Consider the following 16,898-nt stretch of genomic DNA (forward strand, 5'->3'; position numbering starts at 1 on the left):
CCCTGAGCCGGGTCGAGCGCGGGCTGGCGGGCCTTCTGCAGGTGGAAGGGCCTGAGAACCCCACCGTGTTCAAGGACTACAATCCGCAGAAGTCGGCCCAGTCGACCAGCGGCCACTGACCGCCGACCTACCGGCAAAGGCCCGGGCAGAAGCCCGGGCCTTTTTTGTTGACCGTGCGTGAGGAAATGCCCTGTTCACCGGCCACCATAGGATCTTCATCTCACCTTCATCTTGGCAGTGGCATCTCACGGCAACGACCCTAAATTGGGTATCCTGATCCATTTTCAGGGTCGCACCGAGACTTCAAGGACAGGCCGCCCAGAGCCGATACAAGGAAGTGGCAAGCACCGATGGCGATCACCCGCGTTCCGACCACCCCGTTTTCCGACCAGCGCCCCGGCACGTCGGGCCTGCGCAAGAAGGTGAAGGTCTTCCAGCAGCCTCGCTACGTGGAGAACTTCATACAGGCGACCTTCGACAACGTGGACGGCGCGACGGGCGCGACCCTGGTGATCGGCGGCGATGGACGCTTCTTCAACGAGGCGGTAGTTCAGACCGCGCTCAAGATGGCGGCGGCCAACGGCTTCGGGCGCATCCTCGTCGGACAGAAAGGGTTGTTGTCCACGCCTGCCGCCTCCTGCGTGATCCGCAAGCACAAGGCGATCGGCGGCCTCGTGCTTTCGGCCAGCCACAATCCCGGCGGCCCTGACGGCGACTTCGGCATCAAGTTCAACATGTCCCATGGCGGACCGGCACCGGAGTCCTTCACCGAGGCGGTGTTCAAGCGCGCCAGCGCGATGACCGAGTACAAGATCGCCGAGGGTCCTGATGTCGATCTCGCGCGCATCGGTGAAACGAAGATTGGCGATACCATCGTCGAGGTGATCGACCCGGTGGCCGATTATGTGGAGTTGATGGAGAAGCTCATCGACTTCAACGCCATTTCGGAGCTCTTCCGCTCGGGCTTCCGCATGCGCTTCGACGCATTGAACGCCATCACCGGCCCCTATGCCAAAACCATTCTGGAAGGCCGCCTCGGCGCGCCGGCCGGCACTGTGGTGAATGGCGAGCCGAAGCCTGATTTCGGCGGCCATCATCCCGATCCGAATCCGGTCCATGCCCATGACCTGATGGAGCTGATGATGGGCCCGGACGCACCCGATTTCGGCGCCGCGTCAGACGGTGACGGCGACCGTAACATGATCGTGGCGCGCAGGCTTTTCGTGACGCCGAGCGACAGTCTTGCGATCCTCACGAGCCACGCACATCTCGCGCCGGGCTATGCGAAGGGTCTTTCGGGCGTCGCGCGCTCCATGCCGACGAGCCGCGCCGCCGATCGCGTGGCGAAAAAGCTCGGCATCAACTTCTTCGAGACACCCACCGGCTGGAAGTTCTTTGCCAATCTCCTCGATGCAGGACTGATTACGATCTGCGGCGAGGAGAGCGCAGGTACGGGATCCAACCATATCCGCGAGAAGGATGGGCTCTGGGCCGTGCTGCTGTGGCTCAACATTCTGGCCGTGACGAGGAAGCCGGCGGATCAGATCGTGCGCGAGCACTGGGCGGCGTATGGGCGCGACTATTACGCCCGCCACGACTACGAGGAACTCGAGACGGCACCGGCGAACGAGCTGATGGACAATTTGCGCGCCAAGCTCGCGACCCTTCCCGGTCAGCGCTTCGGCGAGCTGACGGTCCAGGAATGCGACGACTTCGCCTACACTGATCCGGTCGACAATTCAGTGACGCCGAAGCAGGGTATCCGCATCCTGTTCAAGGAAGATGCCCGTGCCGTCTTCCGCCTGTCGGGCACGGGCACATCGGGGGCCACATTGCGTGTTTATCTCGAACGCTTCGAGCCGAACGCGGAACGCCATAACCTTCCGACCGCCGAGATGCTGGCTCCCGTGATCGAGGCCGCGAACGCCATCGCGGAAATCGCGTCGCGTACCGGCCGCAACGAGCCGAGCGTCATCACCTGAAACCTCTGATGGCCTTCCCTTGGGCGATCAATAGGTCTCCCAAAGGCCCGGTGTTGCCAGCTCCAGCACGTGTCCATCCGGATCGTGGAAATAGATGCTTGTGCCACCGCGCGGCCAGGTGACCTTGCTGGCAATCGGAATGTCGCGTGCGCTCAGTCTCTCTTCCCACGCGACAAGTTCTTCGCCTGAGATGGCAAAGCCGATATGGAGCGGCCCCTGCCCATCGTGACCGGGGATCGTGCCTCCCGGTGTCGTCATGTCCTGAGCCGATGCCCCGCGTAGGAAGAGAAGCAGCACGCTCCTTCCACCGACATCGAAGGCACACATGCGCTGGTTCTCGAACAGGAGCGGCAATCCAAGATCGCCTTCATAGAAAGCTCGCGCTCGTATCAGGTCGTCCACGTAGAGGGCGGTTTCGAGAACGGAATTCACCCGGGTCATCGGCAGCTCGCAAAGCAATATTGCATCAATTTTGATCGGTTTATCTTAAGGCGCTCCCGCTCTCCCTTACAGGTCCGCCTTTTTCATAGGCGAAAAAATGGGCAGCTTTGCTGACCTTTTAATCTTGCGAACTTAATGAGCAGCTCTTAGTTATTGCAGTGCAGCACGGCGATTGGCGTCGCAGTGCAGCTGCCCTTCTTGGGCGTTTCCTCCCTAAACTTCGGGCCGCTGTCACCAGCGGCCTTTTTTCTTGGGTTCAGAACGGGTTGAGGCCGGAGGTCTCACCTCAGGAACCTCGTGCACTCCCGGTGGTTTCCCCATCAAGAGAGTCCGGGAGAGTTTCGATGTCCACCCGTTCAGACAACCCCAATCACAGAGACATTCCGCGCACGCACACCATCAAGCCTATGGATGCACCGCCCATGAATGCGGGCTCGACCTCGGCGCAGCTGAAGGGCGACATCAACAGCGGGCGCACGGGTGACAAAAACGAGGTTTTCGATCCCGGATTGTCGCCGCTGGGCACCGACGACGAGGCTGGAGGTGTTTCACCGAGTTCGGATCAGGTCGATCTCGCGCGCCACCAGGAAAGCGTGGCCCGCTGGCAGAACGGCAACGACAGGGACAGCTACGCCCACCAGCACTCGCGCAAGGCGCTTTATGCCTATGTGGGCTTCATCGCCCTCGTTCTCGTGCTCTTTGCCGGCGCCTTCTCGATGTTCTGAGGCGGCGCGACGCTGTCGCGGATGATCAGTTCGGTTTCCAGTCGAATGCGCTTGGGCGACGGGCGCCCCTGCAGGAGATCGATGAGGACGGCGGCTGCCGCCTGCCCCAATTCCCGCCGCGGCTGATGAATTGTGGTCAACGCAGGTTCAGCCACGGCTGCGAATTCGATGTCGTCGAAGCCAGCCACCGAGATATCTTCGGGAACCCTCAGCCCTGCTGACAGCAACGTGCGCATCAAACCGATCGCCATCTCATCGCTGGTGCAGAACACGGCTGTCGGGCGCGTTGCCCGCGCCACCAGATCCCGCCCGGCCTTGATGCCGGATTCGATGGTGTAGTCGCCTGGGAGAACAAGCGTGGGATCGAAGGGCAGGTCCGCTGCCTTCAAGCCGTCCTGATACCCGAGGAAGCGCTCTTTCTCGAGGATATTACTGGAGGGGCCGCTGAGATAAGCGATGCTGCGATGACCGAGTGACGAGAGATGCTGCGTCATGCGGCTTGCGGCGGCGCGGTTGTCGATCTCGATCTGTGGAATGTCGGCTGATGGAATGGCCTCGCAGAGTGCCACGAGCGGAATGCCGGTCTTGGCGGGCACTCCCGTTCCCTCCCGGGTCTGGCCGAACAGATGACCGTTGAGGAGAATCGCGCCATCGACGCGCCCCGCCGCAGTGAAGGCTGCGAAATGCGCCTCCTTCTCGGGTGAGCCGTCGAGATCGCTGATGATCATGCCATAGCCTGCCTCGAACAGCCTCTCCTCGATGCCGCGCAGGATCTTGGAGAAGAACGTGTTCGACAGGTCCGGCAGGACGACGAGCACCATATAGGTTTTTTGCGAACGGAGTGAGCGTGCGGCGGGATTGGGCACGTAGCCGGTCTTGGCGATGGCCTCCAGAACGCGGGCGCGCGCCTCCGGCGACACCCGTTCCGGCGTGGCCAGCGCCCGGCTCACCGTGGCAGTGGAGACATCGGCAAGCTTGGCCACATCCTGGATACGCACGGCGCGGTGGCTTGCGGCGCCGTCCTCTTCCTGTCTGTCTGAGGCTCCGCTCTCGTCCATGAGGCTCCCCTACCTTTGTTCTGTTTGACAGAACCTTTCATTGCGGTAAAGTTCTGATGTAATCGTTTACATGACCGCATTGCCAAAGAATGGAATGCTCCTAGTTCGAATAAGACAAGTCCCGCCAGAGGACCACATGACAAATCGGAGGAAACGAATGCCAGCACGCGCCACGTCCAGCTGATCGCCACTCCTTATTGCCTGAACCACCGCTGTCGCAACCGCGCCAGCGAACGGTGTTGCTGACCCGGAGCCGCACATGGATTCCGTTCTTCGCGCAGAGACCATCTCGAAATCCTTCGGGCCGATCGAGGTCCTGAGCGGCATTTCGCTCGATCTCCGGCCCGGCGAAATTCATGCGGTCATCGGCGAGAACGGCGCGGGCAAGTCGACCCTCATGCGCATTCTCTCCGGGCATCTCGACCCCACGAAGGGCAACCTTTACCTCAACGACCAGCCGATCACCTTTGCTGGCCCGACGGATGCGGAAAGCCATGGCATCGTTCTGGTGCACCAGGAGATCCTGCTCGCCGAGGATCTGACGGTTGCGCAGAACCTTTTTCTCGGCCGTGAGATCAGGCGCTTCGGCTTCGTGGACGACAGGACGATGCGTGAGCGCACGCGCGGCATTCTGACGGAACTCGGCACGAGGATCGACCCGGATCGCGAGGTGCGCCGTCTCTCCATCGCCGACCGGCAGCTCGTGCAGATCGCCCGCGCTCTGTTGGTGCCGCACAAGGTCGTGGCCTTCGACGAGCCGACCGCCGTTCTCACGCCTATCGAAGCCGAAAGCCTCTTCGCCATCATCCGCAAGCTGCGCGAGCATGGCGTGGCGGTACTCTATATCTCCCATCGCCTCAACGAGGTAAAAGCCATCGCCGACCGGGTGACGGTCTTGCGCGATGGACGACATATCGCAACGCGTGACATCGAAGGCCTCGAACCCCTCGAAATGGCCCGTCTCATGGTCGGGCGCGACATGTCCAAGCTCTATCCGGACAAGCCGGCTACCGCCTCCGATCAGGTCATTCTCGCGGTGCGCGACATGGTGGTTCCCGGCTATGTGGAGAATGCCTCTTTCACATTGAAGCGTGGCGAGATCCTGGGTTTCGGGGGCTTGATCGGCGCAGGCCGCACGGAGCTCTTCGAGGGCCTCGTCGGCCTTCGCCAGAGCCAGGGCACAATCAGCCTCGATGGAAAAAGCGTGCATTTCCGTGATGCGCGCGAGGCCATGGCGGCGGGGATCGTCTATCTCTCCGAGGATCGCAAAGGCAAAGGCCTGCTGCTGCAACAGAACCTGCGCGTCAATCTCTCCCTTGCGGCTCTCGACAAGTTCAGCCGCGGCTCATTCATCGATGTCGGGGCAGAAGAAAAGGCGCTCGACGGCGCGATCAGGGATTTCGACATCCGCACCCGAAGCCGCGATCTGCTCGCAGGCCAGCTCTCCGGCGGCAATCAGCAGAAGCTTCTGCTCGCCAAGATGATGCTGCTCAATCCACGCATCATCATCATCGATGAGCCGACGCGCGGTGTCGATATCGGCACCAAGGAACAGATCTACCGTTTCATCGCGGGGCTCGCCGAGAACGGCCTTTCTGTCATCGTTATCTCCTCCGAGATGCAGGAACTCATCGGCCTCTGTCATCGTGTGATCGTCATGCGCAACGGACGCGTCGCAGGCGAGGTCGCCCAAGCCGATCTGTCTGAAGATTCCATTGTTTATCTCGCCACTGGCGTTCATGAAGAAAGGGCGGCAGAAATCGCCGCAGGCCACGCATGACCGAAACCGTGCTTCGCACCGGCGCCGAGAAGCGCAAGCTCAAGATCGACATGCGGGCGCTTTCGCCCTTCATCGCCCTTATCGTGCTGGCGATTGCGGGTGCGCTCATCAATCCCGACTTCCTGACCGCGTCGAACATTCTCAACGTCGTCACGCGCTCGGCCTTCATCGCCATCATCGCAGTCGGCGCGACCTTCGTGATCGCAGCCGGCGGCCTCGATCTTTCAGTGGGCTCCATGGCTGCGCTCACGGCGGGCGTCATGATCCTCACTCTCAACTCGCTTGGTGGCGCCGATATGAGCACGCTTGCCATCGGCATGCTGGCGGCCATCGGCTTAAGCGCCGCGTGCGGTCTCGCCAATGGGCTCATCGTCACGTTCGGGCGCATCGAGCCCTTCATCGTCACGCTCGGCACCATGGGCATCTTCCGCTCGCTCGTAGTGTGGCTCGCTGCGGGCGGCACCATCACCATGCGCAACTTCGAGCTGCGCGAACTCTATCGCCCGGTCTATTTCGGCAGCATCTTCGGCATCCCCGTGCCGATTATCGCCTTCCTGGTCGTCGCCGCCATCGGCGCCTTGATCCTCTATCGCACCTCCTTCGGGCGGCATGTGGTGGCGCTGGGCTCCAACGAGGATGTGGCGCGCTATTCCGGCGTGCCGATCTGGCGCGTGCGCACCCTCACCTACATCATTCAGGGCATCTGCGTCGGCATTGCCGTGCTGGTCTATGTGCCGCGCCTTGGCTCGGCGACCCCAACCACCGGCCTTTTGTGGGAATTGCAGGCGATCACCGCCGTCGTCATCGGCGGCACGGCGCTCAAAGGCGGCGTCGGCCGTGTCTGGGGTACGGTCGTCGGCGCGGTGATCCTCGAACTCGTCGCCAACATCATGGTGCTGTCGAACTTCGTCTCCGAGTTTCTCGTGGGCGCGGTTCAAGGCGCCATTATCATTATCGCCATGCTCGTACAGCGGTCAGTCCACCGCGGGCGATGAACCGGGGTGAAGTCCACCGGACAAAAGGACGAAGGGCTTGAAACCAAACCCTCGAGGGAGGAACAGATGAAAACAACGTTTCTGAAAATCGCCGTTGCAGCCGGTCTCATGGCCGGTGTCGCGACAGGAGCGATGGCACAGCAGAAGAACGTGACGATCGCGGTCTCGATTCCGGCTGCCACCCACGGCTGGACCGGCGGCGTGGTCTATCACGCGCAGGAAACCGCCAAGCAGCTCGAGAAGGGCTATCCGGGCCTCAAGGTGATCGTGAAGACGTCGCCCGATGGCGCAGCCCAGGCGAACGCCCTTGACGACCTGATGGCTCAGAAAGTCGACGCTCTCGTGGTCCTGCCCTTCAACTCGGACGAGCTGACGAATCCGGTCCGCGAAGTGAAGAAGCGCGGCACGTTCGTGACGGTCGTCGACCGTGGCCTGAAGGACCCGTCGATCCAGGACATCTATGTCGCCGGCAACAACCCTGAATTCGGCCGCGTGGCGGGCAAGTATTTCGTCGAAAACCTGAAGCAGGGCAACGTCGTCGTGTTCCGCGGCATTCCCACCGTGATTGACGAGGAGCGCGTGTCCAACTTCGAGAAGGCCCTCGAAGGCTCGGGCGTGAAGGTGATCGACAAGCAATACGCCAACTGGAACCGCGACGACGCCTTCAAGGTGATGCAGGACTTCCTCTCCAAGCATCCCAAGATCGACGCCGTGTGGGCGTCCGACGACGACATGGCGCTCGGCGTCATGGAGGCGATCCGTCAGGCCAAACGCGAGGACATCAAGTTCGTTCTCGGCGGCGCCGGCATGAAGGACATGATCAAGAAGGTGATGGACGGCGACAAGATGAGCCCCGCCAACGTGTCCTATCCGCCGTCGATGATCTCCACTGCCATGGGCGTGACCGCAGCGCACTTCTACACCAACGCGCCCATGCGCGGTACCTACACGCTGAACGCCCAGCTGATCACGAAGGACAACGCCAAGGAGCATTACTTCCCCGACTCGCCGTTCTAATCGGCTGCACACTCCTGTTCCCTCCCCACCCATCTCGGGTGTTCCCGAGATGGGCTCAGGTAAAAGCAAGTCGGGAACACCCGACTTGTCCCGGGGAGGGATCGAGGGTGAGGGTCGTTCAGTCAGAGCGCTCCACTCCGTTATGGAAGCGCGAGACTACTACAGCGCCTAACCTGTCGAACCTTCACCCAGTCGAACCACCCCCACCTCCATCTCCTCCCCGCAAGGGGGAGGAGAGCATTGGGAGTTCACCCATGAAGACCATGAAGGGCCCGGGCCTCTTCCTCGCCCAGTTCGCAGGCGACGAGGCGCCGTTCAACTCGCTCTATTCCATCTGCCGCTGGGCCGCCTCCCTTGGCTACAAGGGCGTCCAGATACCCACCTGGGACGCGCGCCTTTTCGACCTGAAGAAGGCTGCCGAGTCGGAAGCCTATTGCGACGAAATCCAGGGCGTCGTCCGCTCTCATGGCCTGGAGATCACGGAGCTCTCCACGCATCTTCAAGGCCAGCTTGTCGCCGTGCATCCGGCCTATGACGAAGCCTTCGACGGCTTTGCGGCACCGGAGGTTCGCGGTAATCCGAAGGTGCGGCAGGCCTGGGCGGTGGAGCAGATGCTTCATGCGGCCAAGGCCTCAAAGCGCTTGGGGCTCAAAGCAAGCGTCACCTTCCCCGGAGCGCTTGCCTGGCCTTTCATGTACCCTTGGCCGCAGCGCCCGGCCGGTCTCATCGAGACGGCATTCGAAGAGCTTGGACGCCGCTGGCGGCCCATTCTCGATGCCTACGAGGATGCGGATTGCGACGTGGCTTACGAGATCCATCCCGGCGAGGACATTCACGACGGCGCAACATTCGAGCGCTTCGTCGATGCTGTGGGCGGGCACAGGCGCGCCTGCATCAATTACGATCCGAGCCATTTTCTTCTGCAGCAACTCGACTATGTGGCGTTCATCGATCTCTATCATGAGCGCATCAAGGCATTTCACGCGAAGGACGCCGAGTTCCATCCGTCCGGGCGCGTCGGCGTCTATGGCGGGTACGAAAGCTGGATCAACCGCGCGGGCCGCTTCCGTTCGCTGGGTGATGGACAGGTGGATTTCAATGCCATCTTCTCCAAGCTCGCGCAGTACGATTACGATTCCTGGGCCGTACTGGAATGGGAATGCGCCTTGAAGCATCCGGAGGACGGTGCACGGGAAGGTGCGGAATTCATCAAGGCCCACATCATCCGCGTGACGGAGAAAGCCTTCGACGATTTCGCGGCTGGCGGGACGGACGAGGCGGCCAATCGCCGCCTTCTCGGCATCAACCCGGCTTGAGGGAGGGGACGCTCATGACCATTGCAGGATCGCGCGACCAGAAACTCGACCGCCGTCTCCGCCTCGGCATGGTCGGCGGCGGACGTGGCGCCTTCATCGGCGCGGTGCACCGCATCGCCGCCCGTCTCGACGACTGTTGGGAGCTGGTGGCGGGTGCGCTCTCCTCGGATCCGGAGCGGGCTCGCCTCTCCGGCGAGGATCTGCTTCTGCCATCCGATCGCATCTATGGCAGTTTCGAGGACATGGCGCAGCGTGAGGCGGCGCGGGAGGATGGGATCGATGCGGTTGCCATCGTCACGCCGAACCATGCACATGCTCCCGCAGCCGAGGCTTTTCTGAAAGCCGGCATCCATGTGATCTGCGACAAGCCTCTCACCACGACGCGTGAAGAGGCTGAACGGCTTGCAGAACTCGCAAGAGAGTCGGGCCTGATCTTTGCCGTCACGCACAATTATACGGGCTACCCCCTTGTGCGGCAGGCCCGCGCCATGGTGGCGGAAGGAGAGCTCGGCGCCATCCGCGTCGTGCAGGTGGAATATGCGCAGGACTGGCTTGCCACGCGGCTTGAAGAGACCGGCAGCAAGCAGGCCGAGTGGCGCACCGATCCTTCTCGCTCAGGTCCAGCAGGCGCAGTGGGCGATATCGGCACGCATGCATTCAATCTCGCCGAGTTCATTGTCGGTGACGAGGTCGCATCGCTGTCGGCCGAACTGCACACCTTCGTGGAAGGCCGCAGGCTCGACGATAATGCGCATATGATGCTGCGCTTTGCTTCAGGCGCGAAAGGCATGCTCTGGTGCAGTCAAGTGGCGGCGGGCCTGGAGAACGGTCTTCGCATTCGCGTCTATGGCGAGAAGGCGGGCCTCGAATGGCACCAGGAAAATCCCAACGTGCTGCTCTTCTCGCCCCTCGGTGAACCACCCCGCATCATCCGCCGCAACGGCTACGGCGCCAGCGAGGTGTCGCGCGCAGCCTCGCGCATCCCCGGCGGACATCCTGAAGGATATCTGGAGGGTTTCGCGCAGCTTTATACGGATGTGGCGGAGCAGATCGCAGCAACGATCGAGGGGCGTGAGCCCAATCCCTTCTCGCTGCAGGTGCCGACCGTCGAGCACGGCGTGCGCGGCGTGCGCTTCATCGAGGCGGCGGTTCGGTCGTCACAGAAAAAGGCTGCCTGGGTGGATGTTTAAGCCTTATCCACGCCCGCTGTCCTGCCGCAGCCGGCGGGACAGCGGGCGTGCCTGGCATGGAGATGGACCCCTTTTAAGGGCGGGTTGTCGTCTCCCGCCTTGAAATCAGCCCCATAATCATGACGTATAGGATCAACCAAGCCTACTTTGGAAAACCGATCCGTCATGGCCGCAAACCATCATCACCATGCCCTTGAGGAGTTGAACGACACGCAAAAGCGCGTTCACCGGATTCTGACCGCCGCTCAGAATCCACTTTCGGCCTACGAGGTGCTGGACAAGATGCGCGCCAAGGGCGCGGTCACGCCGCCAACGGTCTATCGCTCCCTCGACAAGCTCATCGAGAAGGGCTTGGCCCACCGCCTTGAGAGCCTCAATGCCTATGTGGCCTGCAAGCACCCCCATCACCACGAAATGGCGGCCTTTGCCATCTGCGAGAGTTGCGGCCTGGTCACCGAATTCAGTGATCCGGACATCAATGAGCGCCTCTCACAATGGAGTGACGATCATTCGTTCTGTTCCAAGAAGGTTACCGTAGAGATCCGCGGCCTCTGTGAAGCCTGCTCAAAATAAACATAAGTCTTGGAATTTTTTGCCAAGTTACGCGTTATGTTTCAACATAACGTACTATTTTCAGGGACTTGTCTGCCAAATCGCCAGCTTCCGCAGAGGAATATGCAGAATTGCAAGACTTTATTGCAACGATAGCACATTGTTTGCGGGGCGCTTCCCCTATATGAATATGTAGGTTTTGAAATAACAGGAGCGTCGCCTATGAGCACCCGAGCCCTCAGGAAAGAAGAAGAAGAAAACCTCCTTCGCCGTGCAGACGATCTGTGCCGTCAGAACAACCTTCGGCTGACGCCGATCCGTGAGCGGGTCTACCGTGAGCTGGTTCAGAGCGGCGGCCCCGTGGGAGCCTACGATCTCGTCGACCGACTCAGCAGCGACAAGAAGCGCCTGGCTCCGGTCACGATCTACCGCGCTCTGGACTTCCTGCGTGATGCAGGTCTCGTTCACCGCCTCGCCACGCAGAACTCCTATGTGGTCTCCCATGGGCAGCCTGAAGTGAACGCCATGAAGATCATGTTCGTGGATTCCAAGACGGGCGAGACCATCGAGGTCCACTCCACGGAAGTGGCCGAAGCCGTCCGCAAGGCCGCCGAGCAGGCCGGCTTCAAGTCGATCTCCCCCTTCATGGAAGTTGAAGGCGAACTGACCCGCTAGAGCCTCGGACGTGAAAAGTGGACTTGCACTTTTGGGCTTGATCCGAGACTCCCTTCATAGAGCAGCGCATCGTTGACAGCGAACCGAAGGTCCGCGAAGGCCTGCCTGACTGAATACGAAAAAGGCGGAAGCGCTGGTCGCTTCCGCCTTTCTTTTTAAAGTCTTTTTAAAGGCATCACGAAAAAGGCCGGGCGGCATTGCCCGGCCTTTTCCCTGTTACTCCGCTGCCAGGGCCGGATGGTGAGCGTGTCTCTCGCTCGCCCTCCCGCTCCGCACGGTTTCCTTGGAGATGTAGGTATAGAACATTGGCACCACAAAGAGCGTGAAGATCGTGCCGATGGACATGCCGGCCGCAATCACGAGACCCATGGAGAAGCGGGCCGCCGCACCCGCGCCGCTGGCATAGAGCAGAGGAGCGACGCCAAGCACCATGGCGGCCGTGGTCATGAGGATCGGGCGCAGGCGGACGCGGGCCGCTTCCTGAATCGCCTCGCGCTTGCTGACGCCATGCTTCGCCTTCAGATCGTTGGCGAACTCCACCATCAGGATGCCGTGCTTGGTGATCAGGCCCACCAGGGTAATCAAGCCTACCTGCGTGTAGATGTTGAGCGTCGCCAAGCCGAGGTTCAGGAAGATCATGGCACCGAACACCGAGAGCGGCACCGACATCATGATGATGAACGGATCGCGGAAGCTCTCGAACTGCGCCGCCAGCACCAGATAGATCACGATGATGGCAAGACCGAAGGCGAGCAGAATCGAACTGCCTTCCTGCACCTCGAGACGCGACTGACCGGCATAATCCTCATAGAAGCCCTGAGGCATGACCTCCTGCGCGATGGAGCGCAGGGTGGCCAGGCCCTCGGACGTGGTCACGCCAGGCAGGGGCAGCGCCGAGATGGTCGCGGCGTTGAGCTGATTGAACTGCTCGATGGAAGCCGGCGAGGCGTCCGTCGTGATGTTCACCAGGGCAGACAGCGGCACCATGGAGCCGTCGGAAGCCCGCACATAGTAACGGCCCAACAGTTCGGGGTTCAGGCGATCGGACTGACGAACCTGGCTCACCACGTCGTAGCTGCGGTTGTCCCGATCGAACTTGGAGATCGGAGCACCGCCGACGAGCGCGCCGAGCGTGTTGCCGATCTCGCTCACCGGCACGCCAAGGGCCGCCGCGCGGTCCCGATCCACGGTAATGCGCGCACGAGGCGTCTCATAGGAGATCGAGTTCTGTACCACGATGAACTTGCCGGACTTCTGCGCGCGCTGGCGCACCTGTTCGGCAACCTCATAAGCCTGCGACGGATCGCCAATGGTGCGCAGCACATACTGGATCGGCAGGCCGCCGCCCGCGCCCGGGAGGGACGGAGGTGCGAAGACGAAGGCCTGGACACCGCCGTTCTGATCCAGAAGATTCTGAATCTCCTGCTTGGTCTGCGCACCCTTCTTCTCGCGCTCGTCCCATGGCTTCAACTTGAAGCCCACGAAGCCGCCGCCGCCGCCATCGATGCCAACGATCAAGAAGCTGGCGTCGATCTCAGGAATCTTCTCAGCCGCACCCGTGAACTGCTTCGAAAATTCCTGCGTGTAATCGGCGGTCGCATATTTCGGTGCGTTGACGAGGCCAAGATAGGCGCCCTGATCCTCTTCCGGCGCAAGCTCGGACGACGTTTTCGAAAACAGGAAACCCGTGGTCGCGAGCAGCACCACCACGATAGTGAGTGTGACCCAGCGATAATCCAGCGAGCCCTTCAGGCGACGACCATACCAGTTCTCGAGCCGCGTGAAGGTGCGGTCCACGAAGCTCGCGAACCGGCTCTGCGCCGCATGAGGCTTCAGGAGCTTCGAAGACATCATGGGCGAGAGCGTCACCGCGATGATGCCCGAGATGATCACTGAGCCAGCCAGCGTGAAGGCGAACTCGCGGAAGAGCGAACCTGTCAGGCCCTGCGTGAAGCCGATGGGCGCATACACCGCCGCCAGCGTGATGGTCATCGAGACGATGGGAAGGAAGATTTCCTTCATGCCGACGATGGCGGCATCGACGGGTTTGAGCCCTTCCTCGATATGACGGTGGATGTTCTCCAGCACCACGATGGCGTCGTCGACCACGAGACCGATGGCGAGCACCATCGCCAGCAGGGTCAGGAGGTTGATCGAGTAGCCCAGCGCATAGAGGAAGAAGCACACGCCGATGAGCGAAAGCGGAATCGTGACGATGGGGATCAGCACCGAGCGGAAAGATCCAAGGAACAGCAGAATCACGATCACGACGATGAGCGCAGCTTCGCCGATGGTCTTGAACACCTCTTCGATGGAGGCCGAGATGAAGTCAGACGCATCGTAGACGATCTGCACCGTCATGCCCTTGGGCAGGGTCGGGCGGATGCTCTCAATCTCCTTGGTCACTTGATCGGCAACTGTCAGCGGGTTCGCAGACGGGGTCGGCGTGACGCCGATAAAGGTGCCTTCCTTGCCGTTGAAGCTCACCTTCACGTCCGTGCTCTTCGGACCAAGCTCCACATCGGCCACATCGCGCAGGCGCACGACCTGATCGCCGTTCGAGCGGATCGGCAATGCGCCGAAGGTCTCGGGCGTCTGGAGCGTGGTCTGCATCTGTAGCGAATACGCCACGTATTCGTTCTGCGTCTTGCCGGGTGCCGCGAGGAAGTTGTTGGCGCCAATCGCCTGCACCACATCGCCGGCCGTCACGCCACGAGCAGCGAGGCGGACAGGATCGATCCAGACGCGCATGGCGAAGTCGCGGCCGCCAAGGATTTCGGCATTGCCGACGCCTTCGAGCGTGGCAAAGCGCGGCTGCACCACGCGAGTAAGGAACTCCGACACCTGCTCGGGATTCATCTCCGTGCTGGCGAAGGTGATGTACATGAGGGCGAAGGTCTGGCCCGTGCCCTTCACGATCACCGGATCCTCGGCCTCGGAAGGAAGCTGCGCGCGCACCTGCTGCACCTTGGCGGTGACTTCGGTGAGCGCCGCGTTCGGATCCGTGTTCAGGCGCATGCGCACCGACACCGTGCTCACGCCGAGGCGGCTCTGCGTCGTGACGTAATCGACACCTTCGGCACTCGATACCGACTTGGCGATGGGCGTGCTGATGAAGCCCTGGATCAGGTCGGCGCTCGCACCCGTATAGGCCGTCGTGATCGTGATCGTGGTTTCCTCGACCTCAGGATACTGACGCACCTGCAGGCTCATCAGACCCTGCGCACCGAGCAGCAGGATCAGGAGGCTCACCACCATCGACAGGACGGGGCGGCGTATGAAAAGTTCTGTGAAACTCATGGCGTTTTTGCCTATTGCCCGTTTGCGAGCTTGGTCGCGTCGAGCTTCGTCACATCAATGGTGTTGTCGATCTTCACCGTCGAGCCGGCCTGCAGTTTGTTCTGCCCCGAAGCCACGACCTGCTGACCGGGTGTGATGCCGGAGAGGATCTCGAGAGTGCCCCCGCGGCGGCGGCCGGTTTTCACGAAAACCTGTTTGACGACCTGAACCTGGTTGCCTGCCCTTTCTTCCTGCTCGATCGTGTAAACATAGTCGCCATAGAGGCTGGTGATAACCGCCGTCTGTGGCACGGTAAGGACGTTGGGCTGCTCCGGCAGGATCACTTCGACGTGCAGGAACTGCCCCGGCAGGATGGCCCTGTCCTTGTTGTCCTCGATGAGAGCCTGCACGGAGACGAGGCGCGTCTTCGGATCGACGCGCGGATCCTTACCCGTCACACGCCCTTTGAAGGGAAGATCCGTCTCGCTCACGCCCAGTCGCACCTCCTGGCCGAGCTTGACGTCATCCGCCAGCTGCTCAGGAACCGTGAAGTCGACCTTCATGGAATCGAGATCCTGGAAGCTCGCAATCACCGATCCGGGCTGGAGATATTGTCCAACATCGATCCGCGGAATGCCGATCACGCCCGAGAACGGCGCCTTCAGGGCCTTCTGCTCGAGGGTGGCCTGCAGGCGTGCAAGACGGGAGCGCGCTGCGGCAAGCAGGGCGCTCGCCTGATCGAGATTCGCCTCGGTACCAAAGCCGCGCGACGACAGCGTCTTGGCACGTTCGAACGCGCTTTCGGCCGTCTTCACCGCTGCCTGAACATCCTGAATGTCGGCGCGCTCGACCGTATCGTCGAGCTGGACGAGAACATCGCCCTCGCGGACGTTCTGGTTGGCCTTGAACTTGATTTCCTTGACGATGCCCGCCGTCTCGAAGGCAAGCTCGACCCCGTTCGCCGCCTTGGCCGTGCCGATGGCGGCAATGCTCGGCGTCCAGGTCTTCGCCTCCACCTTGGCAGCCGACACCGTTTGCGGCGGGGGCTGCATGTTGGCGAAGAACTGGGTGATCATCTTGTCCCGAAAGATGTTGAACCCAACCAGCCCGGCACAGAGCAGGACCGCGAGAATGAAAACGAGACTGACTACGATGCGCCGTTTCATGGGCTTCTTCCGAGAGTTAGGACCCGCCGGGCGGGCTGCAGACTTATAAAGTGAAAGTGCGGCATTAGCTCAACTTGCCCTTGACGCTGATGCTGCGGCAAGCATTTATATACCGACTGGACGGTTTAGTTGCAAGAGTTGCCAATGTTGGAAAATGTCCGAGGCCGCAAGAGTTCCCGCGAGAAGATTCTCGACGCGGCTGCGGAACTCGTTGCCGAGATCGGCGCGGGCCGTCTGACCCTCGATGCCGTGGCTGAGCGCGCCGGCCTCAGCAAGGGTGGGCTACTTTATAACTTTCCCTCCAAGGATGCGCTGCTGCAGGCCATGATCCAGCGCATGATCGACCAGGTGGCGGAGTCCAAAGAAGCCTTGCGCGCTCAGATGGAGCCCGGCCCCAACCTGGAAGCTCGTCTGACCACAACGACGCTGCTCAACATGTGCTGCGGCGGCAAAATGCAGGAATTCGCGACCGGCATGATGGCGGCGTCAGCTGAGAATCCGCGTCTGCTCGATCCCGTGCGCCAGATCATCGCCGCGACATTGGAACAGCTTAAGGCGAGTTCCGACGATCTGGATTCGGCCCTTCTCGGCTGGCTCGCAGTCGAAGGCTTGAGGGATCTCGAGATGCACAATCTCAGCCCGTTCTCGGATGAGGATCGTGAGCGGATCGTGCAGGCGATCAATCGCCTGCTCACGAAGGGCATTGCCAAGTAGGCTTAAGC

Annotated in this window: 14 protein-coding genes; 10 read left to right on the forward strand and 4 right to left on the reverse strand. The window is 61.4% G+C overall.

Annotation, left to right across the window (positions count from 1 at the left end; all coding sequences use genetic code 11):
* Window positions 1-350: 350 nt before the first annotated feature.
* Entirely contained in the window at window positions 351-1,982 is a 1,632-nt protein-coding gene (locus DC522_RS11180) for an alpha-D-glucose phosphate-specific phosphoglucomutase (protein ID WP_116528794.1), read from the forward strand.
* A gap of 27 nt (window positions 1,983-2,009) precedes the next feature.
* Here DC522_RS11180 and DC522_RS11185 read toward each other — a convergent pair whose 3' ends face one another.
* Entirely contained in the window at window positions 2,010-2,423 is a 414-nt protein-coding gene (locus DC522_RS11185) for a VOC family protein (protein WP_116528795.1), read from the reverse strand.
* Between the two features lie 344 nt (window positions 2,424-2,767).
* On the opposite strand from DC522_RS11185, the gene DC522_RS11190 reads away from it, so the two are divergent.
* Window positions 2,768-3,148 carry a hypothetical protein gene (locus DC522_RS11190; protein ID WP_116528796.1) on the forward strand — a complete coding sequence of 127 codons (381 nt, stop codon included), beginning with the start codon at window positions 2,768-2,770 and terminating at the stop codon, window positions 3,146-3,148.
* On the opposite strand, the gene DC522_RS11195 is transcribed toward DC522_RS11190, so the two are convergent.
* Window positions 3,088-4,206, reverse strand: a complete 1,119-nt coding sequence (locus DC522_RS11195) for a LacI family DNA-binding transcriptional regulator (protein ID WP_116528797.1) — start codon at window positions 4,204-4,206, stop codon at window positions 3,088-3,090. The genes DC522_RS11190 and DC522_RS11195 overlap by 61 nt on opposite strands.
* Window positions 4,207-4,465: 259 nt before the next feature.
* On the opposite strand from DC522_RS11195, the gene DC522_RS11200 reads away from it, so the two are divergent.
* The 7 genes from DC522_RS11200 (at window position 4,466) to DC522_RS11230 (ending at window position 11,731) form a co-directional block, all read left to right on the forward strand.
* On the forward strand, window positions 4,466-5,986 hold the full coding sequence (locus tag DC522_RS11200) for a sugar ABC transporter ATP-binding protein (RefSeq protein WP_116528798.1): 1,521 nt from the start codon (window positions 4,466-4,468) through the stop codon (window positions 5,984-5,986).
* Window positions 5,983-6,981, forward strand: coding sequence for an ABC transporter permease (locus tag DC522_RS11205; RefSeq protein WP_116528799.1), 999 nt, complete (start codon window positions 5,983-5,985; stop codon window positions 6,979-6,981). The genes DC522_RS11200 and DC522_RS11205 overlap by 4 nt, the downstream gene beginning before the upstream one ends.
* Before the next feature lie 66 nt (window positions 6,982-7,047).
* Complete coding sequence (locus DC522_RS11210) at window positions 7,048-7,998, forward strand: substrate-binding domain-containing protein (RefSeq protein WP_116528800.1); 951 nt, start codon at window positions 7,048-7,050, stop codon at window positions 7,996-7,998.
* Between the two features lie 254 nt (window positions 7,999-8,252).
* A complete protein-coding gene (locus DC522_RS11215; RefSeq protein WP_116528801.1) occupies window positions 8,253-9,314 on the forward strand; it encodes a sugar phosphate isomerase/epimerase in 1,062 nt (353 codons plus the stop codon).
* A gap of 14 nt (window positions 9,315-9,328) precedes the next feature.
* Window positions 9,329-10,504, forward strand: a complete 1,176-nt coding sequence (locus DC522_RS11220) for a Gfo/Idh/MocA family protein (protein ID WP_116528802.1) — start codon at window positions 9,329-9,331, stop codon at window positions 10,502-10,504.
* A gap of 165 nt (window positions 10,505-10,669) precedes the next feature.
* The gene (locus DC522_RS11225; protein WP_116528803.1) at window positions 10,670-11,077 is read left to right on the forward strand and encodes a Fur family transcriptional regulator; all 408 of its coding nucleotides are present in this window, start codon (window positions 10,670-10,672) and stop codon (window positions 11,075-11,077) included.
* 201 nt (window positions 11,078-11,278) lie between these two features.
* Window positions 11,279-11,731, forward strand: coding sequence for a Fur family transcriptional regulator (locus tag DC522_RS11230; protein WP_116528804.1), 453 nt, complete (start codon window positions 11,279-11,281; stop codon window positions 11,729-11,731).
* A 216-nt stretch (window positions 11,732-11,947) separates the two neighbouring features.
* Here the strand turns inward: DC522_RS11230 and DC522_RS11235 are convergent, their stop codons facing one another.
* Together DC522_RS11235 and DC522_RS11240 are read right to left on the reverse strand one after the other, a co-directional pair.
* On the reverse strand, window positions 11,948-15,031 hold the full coding sequence (locus DC522_RS11235; protein ID WP_116528805.1) for an efflux RND transporter permease subunit: 3,084 nt from the start codon (window positions 15,029-15,031) through the stop codon (window positions 11,948-11,950).
* A gap of 11 nt (window positions 15,032-15,042) precedes the next feature.
* Window positions 15,043-16,176, reverse strand: a complete 1,134-nt coding sequence (locus DC522_RS11240; RefSeq protein ID WP_116528806.1) for an efflux RND transporter periplasmic adaptor subunit — start codon at window positions 16,174-16,176, stop codon at window positions 15,043-15,045.
* 144 nt (window positions 16,177-16,320) lie between these two features.
* Here DC522_RS11240 and DC522_RS11245 point away from each other — a divergent pair, with 144 nt between their 5' ends.
* Window positions 16,321-16,890 carry a TetR/AcrR family transcriptional regulator gene (locus tag DC522_RS11245; RefSeq protein WP_116528807.1) on the forward strand — a complete coding sequence of 190 codons (570 nt, stop codon included), beginning with the start codon at window positions 16,321-16,323 and terminating at the stop codon, window positions 16,888-16,890.
* Window positions 16,891-16,898: the final 8 nt, after the last annotated feature.

The sequence above is a fragment of the Microvirga sp. KLBC 81 genome (assembly GCF_003075415.1).
Taxonomy (GTDB): domain Bacteria; phylum Pseudomonadota; class Alphaproteobacteria; order Rhizobiales; family Beijerinckiaceae; genus Microvirga.